The sequence below is a fragment of the Micrococcus sp. MS-ASIII-49 genome, assembly GCF_000946635.1.
In the GTDB taxonomy this organism is placed as follows: Bacteria; Actinomycetota; Actinomycetes; order Actinomycetales; family Micrococcaceae; genus Micrococcus; species Micrococcus luteus.
Window position 1 is genome coordinate 1 of record NZ_JXSP01000179.1, and the last position, 19,308, is coordinate 19,308.

General features: G+C 73.0%; 16 protein-coding genes and 1 pseudogene. 7 read left to right on the top strand and 10 right to left on the bottom strand.

The window, feature by feature from the left end:
* Positions 1–149: 149 nt before the first annotated feature.
* Positions 150–915 (top strand): annotated as a pseudogene (locus SJ20_RS12380) (transposase); the annotation flags it as partial.
* 336 nt (positions 916–1,251) lie between these two features.
* Here the strand turns inward: SJ20_RS12380 and SJ20_RS11395 are convergent.
* From SJ20_RS11395 to SJ20_RS11410, 4 genes are all read right to left on the bottom strand, one after another.
* Positions 1,252–1,875: a CueP family metal-binding protein gene (locus SJ20_RS11395; protein WP_044659994.1), complete on the bottom strand. Its 624-nt coding sequence runs from the start codon at positions 1,873–1,875 to the stop codon at positions 1,252–1,254.
* A gap of 182 nt (positions 1,876–2,057) precedes the next feature.
* The gene (locus SJ20_RS11400; protein ID WP_270618289.1) at positions 2,058–2,393 is read right to left on the bottom strand and encodes a metal-sensitive transcriptional regulator; all 336 of its coding nucleotides are present in this window, start codon (positions 2,391–2,393) and stop codon (positions 2,058–2,060) included.
* An 11-nt stretch (positions 2,394–2,404) separates the two neighbouring features.
* Positions 2,405–4,540 carry a heavy metal translocating P-type ATPase gene (locus tag SJ20_RS11405; protein WP_036382829.1) on the bottom strand — a complete coding sequence of 712 codons (2,136 nt, stop codon included), beginning with the start codon at positions 4,538–4,540 and terminating at the stop codon, positions 2,405–2,407.
* Positions 4,541–4,629: 89 nt separating this feature from the next.
* Positions 4,630–5,217: a YdhK family protein gene (locus SJ20_RS11410; protein ID WP_036382830.1), complete on the bottom strand. Its 588-nt coding sequence runs from the start codon at positions 5,215–5,217 to the stop codon at positions 4,630–4,632.
* A 501-nt stretch (positions 5,218–5,718) separates the two neighbouring features.
* Here SJ20_RS11410 and dxs point away from each other — a divergent pair.
* From dxs to SJ20_RS11430, 4 genes are read left to right on the top strand one after another with little or no spacing between them, the layout of a single operon-like run.
* Positions 5,719–7,734: a 1-deoxy-D-xylulose-5-phosphate synthase gene (gene dxs, locus SJ20_RS11415; protein WP_044659995.1), complete on the top strand. Its 2,016-nt coding sequence runs from the start codon at positions 5,719–5,721 to the stop codon at positions 7,732–7,734.
* Positions 7,731–8,249: a hypothetical protein gene (locus SJ20_RS11420; RefSeq protein ID WP_044659996.1), complete on the top strand. Its 519-nt coding sequence runs from the start codon at positions 7,731–7,733 to the stop codon at positions 8,247–8,249. The genes dxs and SJ20_RS11420 overlap by 4 nt, the downstream gene beginning before the upstream one ends.
* A 3-nt stretch (positions 8,250–8,252) precedes the next feature.
* The gene (locus SJ20_RS11425; RefSeq protein ID WP_020627855.1) at positions 8,253–9,227 is read left to right on the top strand and encodes an aldo/keto reductase; all 975 of its coding nucleotides are present in this window, start codon (positions 8,253–8,255) and stop codon (positions 9,225–9,227) included.
* The gene (locus tag SJ20_RS11430) at positions 9,227–9,556 is read left to right on the top strand and encodes a PLD nuclease N-terminal domain-containing protein (RefSeq protein WP_020627854.1); all 330 of its coding nucleotides are present in this window, start codon (positions 9,227–9,229) and stop codon (positions 9,554–9,556) included. The genes SJ20_RS11425 and SJ20_RS11430 overlap by 1 nt, the downstream gene beginning before the upstream one ends.
* Positions 9,557–9,563: 7 nt before the next feature.
* Here SJ20_RS11430 and SJ20_RS11435 read toward each other — a convergent pair whose 3' ends face one another.
* A complete protein-coding gene (locus SJ20_RS11435; RefSeq protein WP_020627853.1) occupies positions 9,564–10,076 on the bottom strand; it encodes a Rieske (2Fe-2S) protein in 513 nt (170 codons plus the stop codon).
* A gap of 94 nt (positions 10,077–10,170) precedes the next feature.
* On the opposite strand from SJ20_RS11435, the gene SJ20_RS11440 reads away from it, so the two are divergent.
* Complete coding sequence (locus SJ20_RS11440; RefSeq protein ID WP_036382836.1) at positions 10,171–10,827, top strand: hypothetical protein; 657 nt, start codon at positions 10,171–10,173, stop codon at positions 10,825–10,827.
* 41 nt (positions 10,828–10,868) lie between these two features.
* Here SJ20_RS11440 and SJ20_RS11445 read toward each other — a convergent pair whose 3' ends face one another.
* From SJ20_RS11445 to msrB, 4 genes are all read right to left on the bottom strand, one after another.
* Positions 10,869–13,040, bottom strand: coding sequence for a 3-hydroxyacyl-CoA dehydrogenase NAD-binding domain-containing protein (locus SJ20_RS11445; RefSeq protein WP_036317899.1), 2,172 nt, complete (start codon positions 13,038–13,040; stop codon positions 10,869–10,871).
* A 76-nt stretch (positions 13,041–13,116) separates the two neighbouring features.
* The gene (locus SJ20_RS11450) at positions 13,117–14,367 is read right to left on the bottom strand and encodes an HRDC domain-containing protein (RefSeq protein ID WP_036382839.1); all 1,251 of its coding nucleotides are present in this window, start codon (positions 14,365–14,367) and stop codon (positions 13,117–13,119) included.
* A 71-nt stretch (positions 14,368–14,438) separates the two neighbouring features.
* Complete coding sequence (locus SJ20_RS11455; RefSeq protein WP_020627849.1) at positions 14,439–15,053, bottom strand: DUF3000 domain-containing protein; 615 nt, start codon at positions 15,051–15,053, stop codon at positions 14,439–14,441.
* A 75-nt stretch (positions 15,054–15,128) separates the two neighbouring features.
* Positions 15,129–15,644: a peptide-methionine (R)-S-oxide reductase MsrB gene (msrB, locus tag SJ20_RS11460; protein WP_020627848.1), complete on the bottom strand. Its 516-nt coding sequence runs from the start codon at positions 15,642–15,644 to the stop codon at positions 15,129–15,131.
* Positions 15,645–15,731: 87 nt separating this feature from the next.
* On the opposite strand from msrB, the gene SJ20_RS11465 reads away from it, so the two are divergent.
* Positions 15,732–17,132, top strand: a complete 1,401-nt coding sequence (locus SJ20_RS11465) for a S9 family peptidase (protein ID WP_020627847.1) — start codon at positions 15,732–15,734, stop codon at positions 17,130–17,132.
* Between the two features lie 6 nt (positions 17,133–17,138).
* Here the strand turns inward: SJ20_RS11465 and SJ20_RS11470 are convergent, their stop codons facing one another.
* Positions 17,139–19,232: a M3 family metallopeptidase gene (locus SJ20_RS11470; protein WP_036380983.1), complete on the bottom strand. Its 2,094-nt coding sequence runs from the start codon at positions 19,230–19,232 to the stop codon at positions 17,139–17,141.
* Positions 19,233–19,308 lie beyond the last annotated feature (76 nt).

A 19,308-nucleotide genomic window follows, 5' to 3' on the forward strand; every position in this document is an offset into this window, starting at 1 on the left:
CGACGGCGGCCCGCCGCCCTCCGTGCGGAGGGCGGCGGGCCGCCGTCGTCGTGGCCGCTGGGGCCGACCCCGGTGCACGACCGCTCTTCATCCCCCAGTTCAGAGTCCGGCTCACCCTCGGGCCAGACGGGCCTAGGGCGTGTCTGACAATGAATCCAGGGTCGGCTGGCGCCCTCGAAGACACGTCCCGGTTCCAGATGCTCTCCCACGCCCCCACAGGCCGGCAGGGCCGGCCGTTCGCCGATGCCGTCACGATGGTCGACGCCATCATCCACCGGGACAGGTGCTTCGATCCCGTGGCGGGACCTGCCCGAGGTCTCCGGGCCCTGGCTGAGTAGTGTGGACCTGGCACGGCCGCATGGCCGAAGAGGGCACCTGGGACACGGTGCTGGCAACACGGACCACCTGCAGCGGATGCCGAAATCCTGATCGATTGGTCGGTCTCGGTCGACTCCACGATCGCCCGCGCCCATCAGCACGCGAGGAACACCACCCGGCTCAGAGGGGCTGGATCGAACGACAAGGAATCCGCGTGAAGAGCCCGCCGATCACGGCCTCGGGCGCTCACGGAGCGGGCTGAGCACGAAGACCCATCAGCTGGTCGACGGTGCTGGGCGAGAGGGCGTACTCATCGCGGGCGATCGGCACCCATCTGCGCGCCGGTGGCATCAAGGCCGTTCTCCCCAACCGGCTGACCAGCAGGGCCACCGCAGACGCCGCGGCTCGGCCGGCGGCCGACCCGTGGGCCTGGACTCGGAGGCTTACACGGGCCGGAACGTGATCGAGCGCCAGGACGCGCACCTGAAGCAATGGCCGGGCCTGGCGAGCAGGTACGACGAGTACGCGATCGTGTACTGGGCTGCCGTGGTCCTGAATGCTGTGCTCGCGTGGTCGACGGCATTGTCGGACACGCCCGAGTGGCGTGTTCGAACTGATCGACGATCCAGGTCAAGTGCTCGAGAAGCTCGGCGAGGCTCAGCACCGGCAGGTATGAGCGTGAGGACCTGGACAGAGAGGATCCCCCGAAATGCACATCGTGAAACAGAGTGAGCGATGTAGTGCTCTTCAGTTGGCACTGGTTGATATTGGTCGACGAGGCTTCAGCCCGGTCTGGTGATGCCCTGCGATGACTCTGAAGCCGGCTCTCGGGCGAATCCTCACATCGGGACGCCGAGACCCTGTGGGAGTCCAAGGATGGGACGTCTCGACGCCTGATCTGTCGGCGCTGCAGAGGAGCATGAGACCTGGGCCTTAAACCAGCTGAAGACCGGTCAAGCAGGTGGGGTCGTCGGGGCGGGTCGAGATGGCCTTTTTCGCGGTGCGGCCTTCAGCTGAGACAGTGAGAGTAGCGTCAATTCCACGCGGCAGCCAGACCCCGACGAATCCGTTGTCGTACGTCGTCAGCGTTTCATCGAGGAGGGTCTCCCCGGACGTCGCCTCGACCACGGTGACGTGGACGTCAGTATTGGCGAGTTCGCCGGTGCAGGTCGTGAGGCTGTGGAAGTAGCATTCGTGAGTCTGGCTGCGATACGGGGCGATAGAGACGTAGAATTCGTCTTCTGGCATCGGCAGGGTGGTCTGATTGTTCTGGTCGTCGGTCAGTACAAGCTGGTCCGGTTCAATCGACGCGATGAATTCAGACGAGCGATCTGTCACCTTCGTTGAGTCGAGGCGCTTGATGATCTCGCGAGCATTCAATCCGTCTAGATTGTGCTCGACCACCAGTGAGTGATCGGATCCTGCATCAGCGGACGGTCCCGCATCAGCACAGCCGCTGAGCAGGAGGACGGCGCTGGTCGCCAGACCGGTCAAGGCCGCGCAGATCCTCAGGCGGCTCCTGGAGGACTGGATCGGAGCAACAATGGCAAGTGGCATGCCCAACTCTTTTCTCAGGTGAACGTGTTCATGTCGTCAGGTTAGACAGAAGGCATCCCGAGTTCGCCGGTGCCAAGGGCGCGACGACGTGCAAAGCACGCCTGCCCGGAGACATCAAGAGCCTTGTCCTGATCTGGGGCCCACCGGTCCGAGGCACCCTGTGTTGACGAAATCGGATGGTGTCAGGAGCGCACGAGGCGATTGATGGCGTCGGTGGCCTCCTGGATCTTGGCGATGGCCGCGTCTTCATCGCCTTTCTTGGCGGCGTCGAGCACGCAGTGCTTGAGGTGGTCATCGAGCAGACCGGTCGCCACTCCCTGCAGGGCGCGGGTGAGGGCCGAGACCTGGGTGAGGATGTCGATGCAGTACTTTTCGTCGTCGATCATCTTCGTGATGCCGCGGGCTTGGCCTTCGATGCGCTTCATGCGGTTGCGGTAACGGTCCTTGTCACTGATGTAGCCGTGCCGATGGGCTCCGGTGTCGGCACCGGTCTCATCGGCTGCAGTTTCAGTGGTCACGAGTGCGTCCTTCACTTCTGGTGCTCCAGGACGGAGCGGGTGCTGGCATCTGGGGCGAGGTCGATGCGACGCAGCAGCTGGGCGTTGAGCGCGACGACGACGGTGGAGATCGACATCAGGATCGCGCCTACTGACATCGGCATGACGAAGCCGACGGGTGCGAGCACGCCAGCCGCGAGCGGCACAGAGAGCAAGTTGTACCCTGCGGCCCACCACAGGTTTTGCCTCATTTTACGGTATGCGGCACGGGAGAGCTGGATGACCGAGAGGACGCTACGCGGGTCGGAGCTGGCGAGGATGACACCTGCAGAGGCGATGGCGACGTCGGTGCCGGCCCCGATGGCGATGCCGACGTCGGCCTGGGCCAGGGCAGGGGCGTCGTTGACGCCGTCGCCGACCATGGCGACCTTCTTGCCCTCCTTCTGCAGCTGGTCGACCTTGGCGGATTTGTCCTCGGGGCGGACGCCGGCGAAGACCCGGTCGATGCCGAGCTCTCTTCCCACCTCGTTCGCCACGGCTTCCGCGTCGCCGGTGATCATGACGACCTCGACGCCGAGCTGATGGAGCGCATCGACGGCGTCGCGGGACTCTGGGCGAACCTCGTCGGCGAGCTTGAGACCGCCGATGACCTTGCCGTCGCGGAGGACGTGCAGGATGATCGCACCCTCTGCCCGCCATTCGTCGGCGACACCGATCTCGTCCTGGCCGGTCTCCTCGAGCAGACGGGGTCCGCCGACGCGGATCTCATGGTCGGCCACCGTCGCGGTGACGCCGACCGCCGGGGAGGAGGTGAACCCGCTGGCCGGTTCGACGGCGAGGCCCTTCTCCTTGGCGGCGGTGACGATGGACCGGGCGAGGGGGTGCTCACTGTCGGCCTCGGCGGAGGCGGCCAGGGCGAGGAGCTGTTCGGCATTCAGGCCGCCGGTCGGCTCCACGCCGGTGACGGTGGGCTCGCCCTTGGTCAGGGTGCCGGTCTTGTCGAAGAGCACCGCGTCGACCTGGCGCATGGACTCCAGGGCGAGGCGGTCCTTGATCAGGACGCCGCCGCGGGCGGCGCGCTCGGTGGCGATGGACACGACCAGAGGGATCGCCAGACCCAGCGCATGGGGGCAGGCGATGACGAGGACAGTGATGGTGCGAACGACCGCGTCGTCGGGGAGCCCGAAGAGCGTCCAGACGACGGCGGTGATCAGCGCAGCTCCGAGGGCGAACCAGAACAGCAGGGCCGCAGCCCGGTCGGCGATGCGCTGGGCACGGGAGGATGAGCCCTGCGCCTCGGCGACGAGCCTGTTGATGCCCGCCAGAGCCGTGTCGTCGCCGGTGGCGGTGATCTCTACGCGCAGGCCGGAGTCGGTGGCCACGGTGCCGGCGGTGACGTTCTCGCCCTCGCCGCGGGCGACGGGGTGTGATTCGCCGGTGATCATGGACTCGTCCATGTCGGCGCGGCCGTCGACGATGGTGCCGTCGGCGGGGACGCTGCCGCCAGGCCGGACGATGACGACGTCGCCGACGCGCAGCTCTGCCGGGTCGACCTTGACGACGTCGTCTCCCTCTATACGCTCAGCCTCGTCAGGGAGCAGCGCGGCGAGGGAGTCCAACGCCGAGGTGGTCTGGGCCAGTGAGCGCATCTCGATCCAGTGGCCCAGCAGCATGATGACGATCAGCAGCGCCAACTCCCACCAGAACTCGAGCTCGGGGTGGACGAGACCGACAGTGGCGGCCCAGGAGGCGAGGAACGCTACGGTGATGCCGAGCGCGATGAGCAGCATCATCCCCGGCTGGCGGCTTTTCAGCTCGCTGACAGCACCGGTGAGGAACGGGGTGCCGCCCCAGGCGTACATGACGGAGCCGAGGACTGCGGCGACCCAGCCCGCCCAGCTGGGGACCGAGTAGCCCAGGAGCATGGCGAACATGGGGGAGAACGCGACCACCGGGATGGCGATGATCAGGTTGATCCAGAACAGCCGCCGGAACTGGCCGACGTGGTCGCCGTGGCCCGCGTGACCACCGCCGTGATGACCGTGCCCGGCGTGGTCACCGTGTTCCATGGTGTGGTCTTCGTTCTCGGCGCGCGAGTCGTCACGGTGGCCGGACTCGGTGGTCGCGACGCCGGCGTGGTCATGGTGATGCGTGGTCGGGTCCGTCATGCTCTTCGCTTCCCCTCGTCATTCCCCGATCTTTCCTTCGATCGGGTCGTATTTCGCCGCGGACCTTCAGCGCGCCCGCGGCGATCGGCTCAGGAGGCCGGCTTGAGCTCGCTCTCGACGACCCACTTGTGGTTGGTCATCGTCATGCCGTCGGACTCGTAATCGACCATGTAGACGGTCTCCTCGGTGGAGGAGGCGATGGTCGCCTTCGCGCCCTTCATGCCTTCCATGTGTTCGGCCTCGAGAGTGACCTCGGTGCCGTCGGCCAGACGTTCATCTCCGGCGTCCTTGATCTCCTGCTGGACGACCCACTTGTGATCCTTGACCGGCTCCCCGCCTGCGGACGGCGTGAAGTCCACCGCATAGGTGTACGTGTCGTACGCGCCGGCGATCGTCGCGTTCGCACCGTCCATGCCCTCCATGTGGTCGGCGGTGAGCGTGACCTCGGTGCCGACCGGGTATGTGGGCGACGCAGCCGTCTCGATGCCCTCGGGGGCGGGGCCGCCGTCCATCGGATGCTCCATCCCGCCGCTGTCAGAGCTGCTGCCGTGGCCCTCGTGCTGGCTGGTCGTCGAGGGGGTCCCTTGGTCCTGGCCGCCGCCGGTGCTGCAGCCGGTGAACACGAGCGCTCCTCCGAGCACTCCTGCGGCGACGGTGGTCATGAGGTGCTTGCGCATGAAGTCTCCTGTTCGTTCTGGTCCAGTCAACGCTATACCCCTCCCGGGTATCAAGTCGATGTCGATCGGCGGGCGTGGAATCGCCCGGCCAAGATCCAATCGACCCGGGGTGGCAGCGCTGAGGCTGCGATGGAGAACATCGGCTCGGCGGCTCTGGTCGCAGATGGAATCGAGGCCCGAACGGACGGGCTCACCTCGCTCGCCGTCGTGACGGGATCAGCTGCGTCGTCTCGTGAACATCACCGTGGTGAGAAGACGATCCCAGTACCGCCGATCACCCAAGAGAAATTGGTCTTGTCCGGTTGCATCGTCGGGCGTCCCATCGAGACAGGGATCCTGAGAGCCGACGGAAGCTGTGCGACTATCGCCAGGCAGAGCGAAGCATGTCTCAGTACGTGCTCCGTCAGATCGCCGCGAAGGCCTGATCCACGGGGCCCGCCCGCGCGGGCCGCCGCCCGCGTCCCGCCCGGGTGCGGAGCCGCGGAGTAGGCTGGTCGCACCATGGAACATCTGCCCCCCACGAGCCCCGGCGCCCCGCTGCTGCCGCAGATCGCCCGCCCGGCGGACCTGTCGGCCCTCACGGAGGACCAGTTGACCGCGCTGGCGGCGGAGATCCGCGCCTACCTGATCGCCCACGTCTCCAAGACGGGCGGCCACCTCGGACCGAACCTGGGCGTCGTCGAGCTGACGCTGGCCGTGCACCGCGTGTTCGAGTCGCCCAAGGACGCGGTCATCTTCGACACGGGCCACCAGTCGTACGTGCACAAGCTGCTCACCGGACGCCAGGACTTCACGACGCTCCGCCAGGAGGGGGGTCTGTCCGGCTACGGCGACCGCACCGAGTCCGAGCACGACGTGGTGGAGTCCTCGCACGCCTCCAGCTCGCTCTCCTGGGCGGACGGCATCGCGCGGGCCTGGGCGCAGACCGGGCAGGGGGACCGCACCGTGGTGGCCGTGATCGGCGACGGTGCGCTCACGGGGGGCATGGCCTGGGAGGCCGTCAACAACATCGCCGCCGGCCGGGACCGGCGCGTGGTGATCGTCGTCAACGACAACGGCCGCTCGTACGCGCCCACCGTGGGCGGCGTCGCCGAGCACCTGGGCGGACTGCGCCGCGGGGTGCTGGACAAGGTGCGCACCCACCACCGCTACGAGCAGACCCTCGACTACCTCAAGCGCCGCCTCCAGGAGGCTGGCCTCGCGGGGGAGCTGGTGTACCGGCCGCTGCACGCGGCGAAGAAGGGCCTCAAGGACCTCTGGGCGCCGCAGGGCCTGTTCGAGGACCTGGGCATGAAGTACATCGGCCCGGTGGACGGTCACGACCTCATCGCCATGGAGGAGGCCCTCGAGGACGCGCGGGCGTACGGCGGGCCCGTGATCGTCCACGCGATGACCGAGAAGGGGCACGGCTATCCGCCGGCGGTCGCGCACGAGGCGGACCAGTTCCACGCGATCGGCGTGATCGACCCCTCCACGGGCGAGCCCATCACCTCGTCGACGGCCCAGTCCTGGACCTCCGTGTTCGGCGAAGAGATGGTCGCGATCGCGGACGAGCGGCCGGACGTCGTGGCCATCACCGCCGCCATGCAGAACCCCGTGGGCCTGGCCCCGATGGCGCTGGCCCACCCGGACCGGGTGTTCGACGTCGGCATCGCCGAGCAGCACGCGGTCACGTCGGCCGCCGGCATGGCCTTCGGCGGCCTGCACCCCGTGGTGGCCGTCTACGCGACCTTCCTCAACCGCGCCTACGACCAGGTGCTCATGGACGTGGGCCTGCACCGTGCGGGCGTGACGTTCGTGCTGGACCGCGCGGGCGTCACCGGGCCGGACGGCCCGAGCCACCACGGCATGTGGGACCTGGCCCTGCTGCAGTCGGTCCCGGGGCTGCGGATCTCCGCGCCCCGCGACGCGGACACGCTCCGGGAGGAGCTGCGCGAGGCCGTCGCCGTCGAGGACGCGCCCACCGTGGTGCGGTTCGCGAAGGGCTCGGTCGGCGAGCCGGTGCGCGCCCTGGAGCGGCTGTCGGACGGCACGGACGTGCTCGCCCGGCGCGGCGAGGCCGGCGGACGCGACGGCGCCGAGCGGGACGTGCTGATCGTGGCGGTGGGCGCGATGGCCGAGCTCGGCCTCGACGTCGCCGAACGGCTCGAGCGGCACGGCATCAGCGCCACGGTGATCGACCCGCGGTGGGTCCTGCCCGTGGCCCGGTCCGTGATCGACACGGCCGCCCGCCACCGGATCGTCGTGTGCCTCGAGGACGGGGTGCGGGCCGGCGGCGTCGGCTCGCGGATCCGGCAGGAGATGCGCGCGGCCGGCGTGGACACCGCCCTGAACGAGGTCGGCCTGCCGGTCGAGTTCCTCGCCCACGGCAGCCGCGAGCAGGTGCTGGCCCGCGTGGGCCTCACCGCGCAGCGCATCACCCAGGACACCGTCGCCCAGGTCCTCGGCGCCAAGGTCCCGTACGCCCGGCCCGTCCCCGAGGACGCGGCCGCCCCCCACCACCAGGAGCAGGCATGAGCATCGTCCGGCTGTACCGTGATCGCGTCGGCGACGACGGCGCCCGGCTCTTCGAGTACCGCGAGGCATGGGCCGACGCGGAGGCCGGGGAGTTCGTGGTCCACCACGGCCGGGTCGGCCAGCCCGGCACCGTCGGGGAGCAGCCCCTGGCCGACCAGGCCGAGGGTGATCAGCTGCTGGCCGCGTTCGTGGCGCAGGGCGCGGAGGAGGGCTTCGCCGAGGCGGACCCCGCGACCTTCGCCGTGCTGCCGGTGGCCTACCGGCTCCGCGGCCGGGAGGCCACGGTGATCGAGCGGCGCACCGTGGAACGGCTGCGCGTCGAGGTGACCCACCAGCTGGCCTGGCGCGGTCTTGGCGAGGTCGAGGACGTCGTCGAGGAGGCCGGTGCCCTCGTGCTGCGCGTCCGGACCCCCCACGCCCGCAAGGCCGCCGCCGAGATCCCGGCGGCCGCCAAGCGCGCCGACGGCGTGCAGCCGAACAAGGTGGACGTCCGCACCGCAGAGCAGGAGGGCTGACCCGTGCGCCACACCCGTCTCGGCCGCTCCGGGCTGACCGTCTCCGTCGTCGGCCTGGGCTGCAACAACCTCGGCCGCCCCGGCACCGCCACGCTGGAGCAGGCCGGCACCGACGCCGTCGTCCACGCCGCGCTCGACGCCGGCATCACCTTCTTCGACGTCGCCGACGTCTACGGCGCCGAGCCCGGCCTGTCCGAGGAGCGGCTCGGCCGCGCCCTGGGCGCCCGCCGCGACGAGGTGGTGATCGGCACCAAGTTCGGCATGGACATGGGCGGTGTCGCCGGCGACGACGGCGGCGCGCGGGGCTCCCGCCGGTACATCGTGCGCGCCGTCGAGGACTCCCTGCGCCGCCTCGGCACCGACTGGATCGACCTCTACCAGTTCCACACCCCGGACCCGGCCACGCCCATCGAGGAGACCCTCCGCGCGCTCGACGACCTCGTGCGCGCCGGCAAGGTCCGCTACGTGGGCCACTCGAACCGGGCCGGGTGGCAGATCGCCCAGGCCGAGTACGTGGCCCGCGAGCTGGGCGTGGAGCGCTTCGTGTCCGCGCAGAACCACTACAACCTGCTGGACCGCCGGGCCGAGCTCGAGGTGGTCCCGGCGGCGGCCGAGTTCGGGCTCGGCGTCCTGCCGTACTTCCCGCTGGCCAACGGGCTGCTCACGGGCAAGTACTCGCAGGGCGACGCCCCCGAGGGCTCGCGCCTGTCCCACGTGCGCCAGCACATGGTGGCCGACGCCGACCTGGAGCAGCTGGCCGCGTTCGGCCGGTTCGCCCGGGAGCGGGGGATCACCGAGGTCCAGGCCGCGATCGGGTGGCTGGCGGCGCAGGGACCGGTGTCCTCCGTGATCGCCGGCGCCACCCGTGCCGAGCAGGTCGTGGAGAACGCGGCGGCGGCCGACTGGCTCGCCACCGCGGAGGACCTGGCCGAGCTGGACGCCCTGTTCCCGGGCCCGGAGAAGGTCGCGCTCTTCTGATGGCCGGCGCGCTGACCGGCGCGGCCGCCGCGACCCCGCTCGTGCCGACGCCGGGGGAGGCCGCCCTGGGCTGGACCGTGTCCGTCGTGGCCGGTGCGCTGTGGGTGGCCGGCTTCGTCTCGCTGGGCCGCAGCCCCCTGGACGCCCGGGCGCGCCTGCCGTGGGTCGGCCTCATGCTGCTGCTGCCGGTGCTGGGGGCGCTCATCTGGTTCTGGTGGCGGCACCGCTACTACCCGGCGCGGCGGCGCGAGCAGCCGGCGTGGGACCCCAACGACCGCTCCGCCGTCGTGGTGCCCCCGCGCCGGCGCTACGGCGCGCCGGAGGAATGAGCCGGGCTCAGAGCTTGACGACGATGCGGTCGTCGACGACGGCCGCGTCGTAGTCCATGAGGGCCTTGCGGGCCGGGCCGCCGAACGGCTTCCCCGAGGTGACGTCGAAGTGCGAGCCGTGGCAGGGGCAGGCGTAGGCCGGGCCCTCCTGCCGGTCCACGACCTGGAGCAGGCAGCCCTGATGCGTGCACACGTTGGTGAAGGCGGTCACCGTGGTCTCGTCCACGCGATGCATCATCAGCGTCCTACCCTGCACCTGCACCTCCCGGGAGGCGCCCACGGGCAGCTCGGCGGCGGGCAGCGCGTCGACGGCGTCGGAGCCGGTGTAGTGGTCCTGCGCGGTGTCCTTCTCACGCAGCCGGTCCGTGCAGCCGGCCAGCGCGAGTGTGCCGGCACCCGCGGCGGCGACGGCGGCGCCGCGGCCCAGGACGGTGCGGCGGGAGGTGTCCGGGCGGGCGTGGTCGTCGCAGCAGCCGGACCGGGAGGAGTTCGGGGTGAGGGGGGAGTCCTGCGTGGTCATCGACCCATTATCGCCCGTGGCGAGGGCGGATGCGACCGGGCCCGACGGGTGCGAGGATCGGGGGGACGGACCCCCGAGCCCCAGGAGCACCGCCGTGACCCACCCCGCCCCGCGCCCCACCGGCGCCGCCCGTTTCGACCTCACTCCCTTCGAGCGGTGGGAGGCCGTGACCCTCGACGACGTGCACGTCGGCTTCCTGCACCGGGTGCTGGAGGACGGCGTGCTGACCACCCGCATGGGCTTCGCCCCCACGCCCGCCCAGCGCGCCGCCCGCGGTGGACTGCCCGAGCGCTACCTCGCCCAGACGCAGGTCGGCTTCACGCCCGACGGGGACGGCTGGGCATGGACGACCCACGAGGACTCCGCCGGAGCCCAGCGGGTGCGCATCGACCGTGAGCGGGCCGGCATCGACGCCGCGGTGCTGCCCTCGTACGCGGAGTACCTCCTCCTCGCGCGGGTGGCCGCCGAAGGCCCGCTCGCCGTGGACCGGCTCGAGGAGGCCTCGCCCCTGCAGGGCGGGCTGCGCGTGCCCCGCGCCGAGCTGCGCCCGGCGGACGCGGGCGGGTCGGACGTGCGGGTGGCCGTCGTCGCGGACGGCGTGGAGCTGGGGGCGCACCTCGTGCGCGAGGGCGCCGTGGTCGCCTCCGACTGGGGCGGGGGCACCGCCTCGACCCCCGTGGCCGACCAGGCCGCGGCGACCGCCGGGCTCGACGCGCACGTGGTGACGTTCGCCGGGCTGCCGATCGCCTGAGCCGTGGGCCGGGCCGTCGCGGACGGCCCGGCCGGGGCCGGTCAGGCCTGCGCGGCCGGGTGGAAGCGCCGCCCGTTCACCCGCTCGGCGGCCCCGCAGTCGTCCAGGTACGGCGTGATGCCGCCCAGGTGCAGGGGCCAGTTGGCGCCGAGGATCATGCACAGGTCCACGTCCTCGGGGGCCGCGACGACGCGCTCGTCCAGGAGCAGGCCGATCTCCTCGGCCAGCGCGTCCTCGACCCGGCGCAGCAGCTCCTCGGAGGTCTGCGGGGTCGAGCCCTGCTCCAGCAGGGCCGCGGTCGCCTCCGGGATCTGCTCGCCGGTCGCGCCGGCGGCCTCCTCGTCGCGCCGGTCGGGGCGGACGTCCTTGGCCCAGATCGCGGTCTTGCCGGCGTCGATCAGGCGCTGCAGGTTCGCCGAGACCGGGAAGCGCTCCGCGCCGAAGGACGCGGAGAGGGACTCGGACACGTGCTGGGCCACGGGGATGCCGACCATGGCCAGGAGGGTGAACGGCGTCATCGGCAGGGCCAGCGGGTCCAGCGCGTGGTCGGCCTCGTGCGCGTCGGTGCCCTCGTCGAAGGAGTTCTGCACCTCGCCCATCATGCGCAGCAGGACGCGGTTGACCACGAACGCGGTGGCGTCGTGGACGAGCACGCCGGTCTTGCGGAGCCGGCGGGTCAGTTCGAACGCGGTGGCCACGACCTCGTCCGTCGTCGCCTCGGTCCGCACGATCTCCACGAGCGGCATGACCGCCACCGGGTTGAAGAAGTGGAAGCCCACGAGGCGCTCGGGATGCTCGAGGACCTCGGCCATGGCGGCCACGGACAGGCTCGAGGTGTTGGTCATCAGGATGGCGTCCTCACGCACGATGCCCTCGAGCTCGCGGAAGACGGTGCGCTTGACCTCGAGCTCCTCGAAGACGGCCTCGATGACGATGTCGGCGTCCGCGTACACCGCCTTGTCCGTGTCCGCGGTGATCAACCCGGCCAGGGCCTCGCCGTCCTCGGCGGAGAGCCGTCCACGGGAGACCATCTTCTCGACCTGCGCGCGCACGCCCGCCAGGCCGCGCTCGACACGCTCGGCGTCGATGTCCGTCATCACGACGGGCACCCGCAGGTGCCGGGCGAAGACGAGGGCGAGCTGGCCGGCCATCAGGCCCGCACCGACGATGCCGACCTTGCGGACCTCGCGGGCGAGCTCGCGGCCCGGGTCGCCGGCGGGGCGCTTGGCGCGGCCCTGGACGAGGCCGAGGAACGCGTACACGGTGCGCCGGAACTCGGGGGAGTGCAGCAGCGTCCCGAGGGCGTCCGCCTCGGCCTGGGCGGACTCGGCGCGGGTGCGCGTGCGGGCGCCGGTGAACAGGTCCTCCAGGTGACGGCGCGCCGGCAGGTGGCGTCCGGGGCGAGCGGCCTGCAGCCGCTCCAGCGCCGCCAGGGCGCGGTCCCAGGCGGCGTCGGACACGTCGCGGTCGCGGTGGGCGGCCAGTTCGGCCGCCACGGACTCGTCCCCGGCGACCAGGGCGGCGGCGAGCTCGAGGCCCGCGTCGAGGAGGTCCCCCTCCACGATCCGGTCCATCAGGCCGAGCCCGTGCGCCGCGCGGGCGTCGAGCATGCGGTTGTCGTCGAGGGGGTTCTTCAGCACGACGTCGACGGCGGCCTCCGGGCCGATCAGATGGGGCACGCGCCACACGCCGGACCAGCCGGGGATCAGGCCGAGCCGGACCTCGGGCAGGCCGAAGCCCTTCGCATCGGCGGCCACCACGCGGTGTCCGGCGGCCAGGGCCAGCTCGAGGCCGCCGCCGAGGGCGAGGCCGTTCACGAGCGCGACCGTGGGGATCTCGAGGGCCGCGAGCCGGTCGTAGACGGCGTGGCCGAGCAGGGCCAGGTCGCGGCCGACGTCGTCGGTGAGGCCCGCGATCAGGGACAGGTCCGCCCCGGCCGCGAAGGTCCCCTCCACACCGGTCACGGCCAGGGCCTGGATCGCGCCCGCGGCGGCCCGGGCGGCCTGCTCGTCGAGCACCCGGCCGAGGCCGAGGAGCGTGGCCGGGCCCAGGGTGGCGGGCCGGCGGGGTCCCTGCCCGTTGTCCAGCGTGAGCAGCGCGAGCGTGCCCGCGCCATCGGGCAGGGCGTGGTCGGTCACGGTGACGGTGGTGACGACCTCATCCGGGGCCAGGGCGGGCAGGTGGTCGAAGGAAGCAAGAGAAACGGATGTCATGCGGGTCACACTACCGGCGAGTAGCCTCGGCGTCGACGCGACGCGACGGACCGATCCGGCCGGCCGCGTCGGGGGCTCAGGCGCCGGCGGGATCGGGGTCGAGGAGCGCGACCGTGACGATCGCGCCGACGTTCTCCACCTGCCACGGGCGCGCGCCCCGCTCCGTCAGGAACGCGTCGACGGTCTCGGGGGTGATCGGGGCGGGCGGGGTCCAGCAGATCCGCCGAAGGGTGTCCGGGGTGAGGAGGTTCTCGGTGGGCATCCCCAGCTGCTCGGCCCGTCGGGCGACGCGGGCCTTGGCCGTGCGCAGGCGGCGGTCCGCCACCGGGTCCCGGTCCTTCCAGGCCCGGGGTGGGGGCGGGCCGTCCCCGGTGCGGATCTGCGCCGCGGGGGCGTCGTCCCGCTCGGCGTCCTCGACGCCGGCCCGGATCGCGGCGATCCAGCGCGGGGCCTCGCGGCTCGCGGCGCGGCCGTGGAAGCCGGAGGTCTGGCGCAGGGCGGGGACGGTGCGCGGCTGGGCGGCCGCGGCGGCGACGATCGACCGGTCCGGGATGAGCCGGCCGGGGGCGACGTCGCGGTGGCGGGCGAGGTCCTCGCGGGCCTCCCACAGGCGCTTGAGGACCGCGCGCTGCACGGGGCGGCGCAGCGTCTGGGAGCCCGAGGTGCCGCGCCAGGGGTCCTTCTTCGGCGTGGGCGGCGGGGCCGTGCGCACGTGCTCGAACTCCTGCTCGGCCCACGCGAGCTTGCCGTCGGCCTCGAGGCGCGCGATCAGGGCCTCGCGCAGCGGGACGAGCAGCTCGACGTCGAGCGCCGCGTAGGTGAGCATCGCCTCGGGCAGCGGACGCACCGACCAGTCGGCGGCCGAATGCTCCTTGGCGAGGGTGACCCCCAGCAGCTCCTCCAGGACCGCGGCCAGGCCGACGCGCGGCAGGCCGGACACCCGGGCCGCGAGCTCGGTGTCGAACAGCCGATCGGGGCGCAGCCCCTGCTCGGCCAGGCAGGGCAGGTCCTGGCTGGCCGCGTGCAGGATCCACTCGACGCCCGCGAGGGCCTCCTGCAGCGGGGCCAGCCCGTCGAGGGCTTCGGGATCGACGAGCCAGATGCCGGCGCCCTCGCGCTTGAGCTGGACGAGCATAGCCCGCTGGCCGTACCGGATCCCGGAGGCGCGCTCCGCGTCGACGGCGACGGGCCCGGTCCCCGCGGCGAGCGCCGCGGCGCAGGCCTCCAGGCCCGCGCGGGTGTCGGTGAGCCGGGGGACTCCACCGGCCGGTGTGGCGATCAGCCGCGGGGGCGCGTCCGGGGCGGCCGTCTCGGGGGCGTCGGTCATGCTGCTCCTGTTCGGGGAGGTCGGGGCGGGGACGGGCCGGGGCCCGGTGTGTCGGAGGCGCGGGCGCGCGGTCAGGGGCCGGCCGTGTGGACGTCCGCGGCGTGCTCGGGCGGCAGACCGGCGAACGCGCAGATCATGTCCGACCACGCCTCGAGATGCGAGCCGAGGTCCCGCGGGGCCGGGGTCCACGAGGCGCGCAGCTCGATGTCGGTGGTGTCCGGGGCCGCACTGAGCGTCCCGAAGCCCTCCGCGATGCTGCGCGTCGCGGTGCCGCCGGCGTGGGAGTGCTCGGCGTGGCGGCGCTCGAGCGCCTCCACGAGCCACGTCCACGCGACGGCGCCGGCCAGCTGGTCCAGTGCGACGTCCGGTTCCAGGCTCGCACGGATCCATGTCACCGCCCGGAAGCCTCCCGGCCACCGGGCGTCCGGGGCCGGGTCGTGCAGGAGGACGAACCGCCCCGTGGCCAGCACGCCGCCGGTCGCGCCCGGCCCGTCGCACACGTCGGCGGCGAGGGCGACGGCGAAGGGCGCCTGCCCCTCGGGTGCCGGGATCTCCCGCAGCCGCACCTCGGTCCGTGGCCGCGCATCGCGCAGGTCCGCCAGGGCACGCCGGAACACCCCCGGCGGCACGGGCGCCTCGACCGCCCCGGGGGCGGCGGAGAGGCGACGGGGCCCGATCACGCTCATGCCCGTCAGCCTAGGCTGCGGGGCCCAGCGGGCCGCGGGGGCGCGCCGTGGACGCCACGGCGCTCCCGCACCGGATCAGCGCGCCCCGTCCGGGGCCGCCGCGTCGTCGGCGGGGGCCAGGCGCAGCGAGATCGAGTTGATGCAGTAGCGCAGGTCCGTGGGGGTGTCATAGCCCTCGCCCGCGAAGACGTGACCCATGTGGGAGCCGCACGCCGCGCACCGCACCTCGATCCGCTCCATGCCCAGGGTGGTGTCCTTCAGGTACTCCACCCGGTCCTCCGCGAGCGGTGCGAAGAACGAGGGCCAGCCGCAGTGCGCGTCGAACTTCTCGTCCGAGCGGAACAGCTCGGATCCGCACGCCCGGCACGCGTACACGCCCTTCACGTGCGAGTCCCAGTACTCGCCCGTGAAGGGCCGTTCCGTGCCGGCCCGGCGCAGCACCTGGAACTCCTCGGGCGTGAGCCGTCGGGCCCACTCCTCGTCCGTCAGGCGGGCGCCGCCCGGGGCGGCCAGGGTCTGCTCGGGAGCGGGGACGTCCCGCGCGGGGTCGGGGGTGGGGCCGTCATGGGGGGTGTGGGGAGTCTCGGTCATGCCCGGTGCAACGGTCCGGAGCGCCGTCGTGTTCCCGACCGGCGTCGCATTGGCGGGCGCGCCCGCCCGTGGAGGACAATGGCGCGCATGGCCGCACGACCCCGCCGTCCCCGTCCCCACCCCGCCGACCTGCCGCCCGCCCTGGCCGCCGCCGTCACCGTGGCAGCCCGGCGGGCCGGGGGTCGCGACTCCCGCGTCCGCCGAGCGGGCCGCCTGGTCCGCCGCGGAGTCACCGGATCGGTGCGCGGCGGCGTGGCCGTGGCCTCCCCGGTGGCCCGCTGGGCCCCGCCCGTGCTCAGCGTCGCCGCGGCCTCCGCCTTCGTGCTGGCCGGGGCGAGCTCGGCGCTCGCAGGCGTGTTCGCCCGCACCGTGGTGACCCCCGTGCGCCGCCACGCCGAGTCCACGCCGATCCTCGCCGTCGTCGACACGCCCGCCGGGCAGGACGTGATCCTGCAGGCCGACGAGTACACCACCGTGCCCGGCCAGTACTCCCTCACGTTCGACGACGGCGCCGGATGCGCCCGCATCGGGGAGATCACCTCCTTCGACCCCCGGGACGGCACGGTGCAGCGCGCGGTCGAGGAGGTCTTCTCCGGCGATCTGACGACGGCGACCCGGGGCCGGTTCACCGGCTTCGTCTACCCGACCCCCGCCGACGCCGGGCTCGACGCCGAGGACGTGCAGGTGCCGGTGCCCGGCGGCCACGCCCGCGCATGGCGCATCGAGCCGGACCCCAGCGAGGACGGCGAACCCCGTCCCGCGGAGGGGCTGTGGGCGGTGATGGTCCACGGCCGCGGCGCGCGCCGCAACGAGGGCATCCGCGCCGTGCCGACCGCCCGCCGCCTGGGCATGACGTCGCTGCTGATCTCCTACCGCAACGACGGCGACGCCCCGGACGCCGCCGACGCCCGCTACGGGCTCGGCACCACCGAATGGGAGGACGTCGAGGCGGCCATCCGCTACGCCCTCGACCACGGCGCCCGGGACGTCGTCCTCTTCGGCTGGTCCATGGGCGGGGCCGTGGTGCTGCAGACCGTGGACCGCTCCCCGCTGGCCCCGCACGTGCGCGGCGTGGTCCTGACGGGCCCCGTCATCGACTGGGTGGACGTGCTGCGCCACCAGGCCCGGCTCAACCGGATCCCCGAAGCCGTGGGCCTGCTCGGCCAGTGGCTGCTGGCCAACCGGGCCGGCCGGTTCATCACGGGCCTGGCCGCCCCCGTGGACCTCAAGGCCCTGGACTGGGTGACCCGCGCCGACCACGTGCGTGTGCCCACGCTGATCCTGCACTCCGAGGACGACGAGTACGTGCCCGTCGGCCCCTCGCAGGACCTGGCCGAGCGCAACCCGGACCTCGTGCGGTTCGTCCGCTTCCACCAGGCCCGCCACACCCGCGAGCAGAACGTGGACCCGCGCAAGTGGGACACCACCGTGCGCGGCTGGCTGCGCGCCGTGCTCAGCGCCCCCCGCCCCGGCGGCCGGGGGCGCTGACCGCGCTCAGGCCGCGGCGTCCGCCAGCCCCCGACGGCGCAGCAGCGGCTCGAGCTCGGCGTCCCGGCCACGGAACGCGCGGTAGGACTCCAGCAGGTCACGCGTATCGCCCCGCGAGAGCAGCTCGTCCGCGAACCGGCGGCCGTTCTCCCGCGTCATCCCGCCGTGCTCGCGGAACCACTCCACGGCGTCCGCGTCCAGCACCTCGGCCCACACGTAGGAGTAGTACCCGGCCGCGTAGCCGCCGCCGAAGATGTGCTTGAAGTAGCCGGTGCCGTAGCGCGGAGGCACCAGGTCCGGGTCGATGCCCGCCTCGGTCAGCACCCGGCGCTCGAACGCGGCCGGGTCGGCCGTGGCGGCGTCCACCGTCTCCTCCGTCAGCGAGTGCCAGGCCCAGTCCACGAGCGCCGCGCCCAAATACTCGACCGTGCGGTGCCCCTCGCCCCACAGGTCCGCCGCCTCGAGCCGCTCCAGCGTCCCCGCCGGCAGCGGCTCGCCCGACTCCACGTGCCGCGCGTACGCGGCCAGCAGGGACGGCTCGCGCAGCCACACCTCGTTGACCTGCGACGGGAACTCGACGACGTCGCGCGGCACGTTCGTCCCGGTGAGCGAGGCGTACTCGCCCCGGGCCAGCAGCCCGTGCAGGGCGTGGCCGAACTCGTGGAACAGCGTCGTGGCCTCATCCAGCGTCAGCAGGGCCGGACGCCCCGCCGCCGGGGCCGGCACATTCATCGTGGTGAACACCACCGGGCGCTCGCCCAGGGCGTCCGCCATGTCCCGCACCGTGTGCATCCAGGCACCGCCCGACTTGGTCGGCCGCGCGAACAGGTCCGCGACGAACAGACCCACCCCGGCACCGTCCTCACCCGTCACCTCGAACACCCGGATCCCGGGGCGGTACAGGTGCCGCGCCAGCTCCGGGCGCTCGGCGAACGTGAGCCCGTACAGCGCCGTCGCCGCCGCGAACACGCCCTCGGTCAGCACCCGGTCCAGCTCGAAGTACGGGCGCAGGGCGTCCGCGTCCACCGCGAACTCCTCCCGCGCGTACGCCGCGGACAGCGCCGGCCAGTCCCATGGGGCCACCTCGGCGTCCGTCCGGCCCGCGTGCGCCGCCGCCGTCGCCGCGTCCGCCCGCGCGTTGGCCATCGCCCGCGGCGCCATCGCGGCCAGCAGCTCCTCCACGGCCGCCGTCGACGGCGCCGCCCGGTCCTTCAGCGCCTGCTCGGCCCAGCTCTGCGCCCCCAGCAGCCGCGCCTTGCGCAGCCGCAGCCGCACCATCGCCATCGCCGTCGTCAGCGTCTCGTGCTCCCCGGACCCGCCCCGGCCCGTCGACGCCTCGAACACCTCGCGCCGCATCCCCTCGTCCTGCAGGGACGCCAGCCACGGCTGCGACGTGAACAGGGACAGCGTCAGCAGCCACGGGCCCGCCGCCGCGTCCCCGTCCCCGTGCCCCGCCTCGGCGGCCGCCCCCGCCGCCGCGGCCAGGTCGTCCTCGCTCAGACCGGCCAGGCGCTCGCGGTCCGTGACGAGCACGGCGCGGGCGGCGGTGTCCGCGACGAGGCGGCGCGTGTAGGCGGCCGAGAGGGACGCCAGCTCCGTGTTGATCCCGCGCAGCTCCTCGCGCGCGGCCTCGTCCAGGTCCGCCCCCGCCAGGGAGAGGCGCAGGCGCAGCGTCTCCAGCAGGCGGGCGTCCTCGCCCGTGAGGCCGCCGTCGTCGATCGAAGCGGCGCGCGCCGCCAGCCGCGGGTCCAGCAGGATCGCGTCCTCGTGGGCCGCGAGCTCGGGGGAGAGCTCCTCGGCCAGGGCCTGCCGCGCATCCGTGCCGTCCGAGCCGACGAGCGTGAAGAACATCGCGGCGGAGCGGCGCAGCAGCTGGCCGGACAGCTCGAGCGCACGGACGGTGTTCTCGAAGGTCGGCGCCGTGGCCGCCCCGAGGATCTGGTCGACCTCGGCGCGCTGGGCCGCCATCCCCGCGCGCACGGCCTCGGCCAGCTGCGCGTCGGAGACGGCGGAGAAGTCGGGCAGCCCGTAGGGCAGGTCGGAGGGGGTCGCCAGCGGGTGGTCGGCGGGCAGGACGGAGGGCGCGGAGGTGTGGGTCATGGGCGCGAGTGTAGTCAGCCGTGATCCGCGCCACCCCACCGGGCGTCGCTAGATGTTGTGGGTCATGAGGTTCTTG

Excerpts from the sequence above, each read along its gene's own strand:
- SJ20_RS11430 (WP_020627854.1), top strand. The coding sequence starts at position 9,227 with ATGGCCGGCGCGCTGACCGGCGCGGCCGCCGCGACCCCGCTCGTGCCG.
- SJ20_RS11445 (WP_036317899.1), bottom strand. The coding sequence starts at position 13,040 with ATGACATCCGTTTCTCTTGCTTCCTTCGACCACCTGCCCGCCCTGGCC.
- SJ20_RS11470 (WP_036380983.1), bottom strand. The coding sequence starts at position 19,232 with ATGACCCACACCTCCGCGCCCTCCGTCCTGCCCGCCGACCACCCGCTG.
- SJ20_RS11435 (WP_020627853.1), bottom strand. The coding sequence starts at position 10,076 with ATGACCACGCAGGACTCCCCCCTCACCCCGAACTCCTCCCGGTCCGGC.
- SJ20_RS11450 (WP_036382839.1), bottom strand. The coding sequence starts at position 14,367 with ATGACCGACGCCCCCGAGACGGCCGCCCCGGACGCGCCCCCGCGGCTG.
- SJ20_RS11420 (WP_044659996.1), top strand. The coding sequence starts at position 7,731 with ATGAGCATCGTCCGGCTGTACCGTGATCGCGTCGGCGACGACGGCGCC.
- SJ20_RS11395 (WP_044659994.1), bottom strand. The coding sequence starts at position 1,875 with ATGCCACTTGCCATTGTTGCTCCGATCCAGTCCTCCAGGAGCCGCCTG.
- SJ20_RS11405 (WP_036382829.1), bottom strand. The coding sequence starts at position 4,540 with ATGACGGACCCGACCACGCATCACCATGACCACGCCGGCGTCGCGACC.
- SJ20_RS11410 (WP_036382830.1), bottom strand. The coding sequence starts at position 5,217 with ATGCGCAAGCACCTCATGACCACCGTCGCCGCAGGAGTGCTCGGAGGA.
- SJ20_RS11465 (WP_020627847.1), top strand. The coding sequence starts at position 15,732 with ATGGCCGCACGACCCCGCCGTCCCCGTCCCCACCCCGCCGACCTGCCG.
- dxs (WP_044659995.1), top strand. The coding sequence starts at position 5,719 with ATGGAACATCTGCCCCCCACGAGCCCCGGCGCCCCGCTGCTGCCGCAG.
- msrB (WP_020627848.1), bottom strand. The coding sequence starts at position 15,644 with ATGACCGAGACTCCCCACACCCCCCATGACGGCCCCACCCCCGACCCC.
- SJ20_RS11455 (WP_020627849.1), bottom strand. The coding sequence starts at position 15,053 with ATGAGCGTGATCGGGCCCCGTCGCCTCTCCGCCGCCCCCGGGGCGGTC.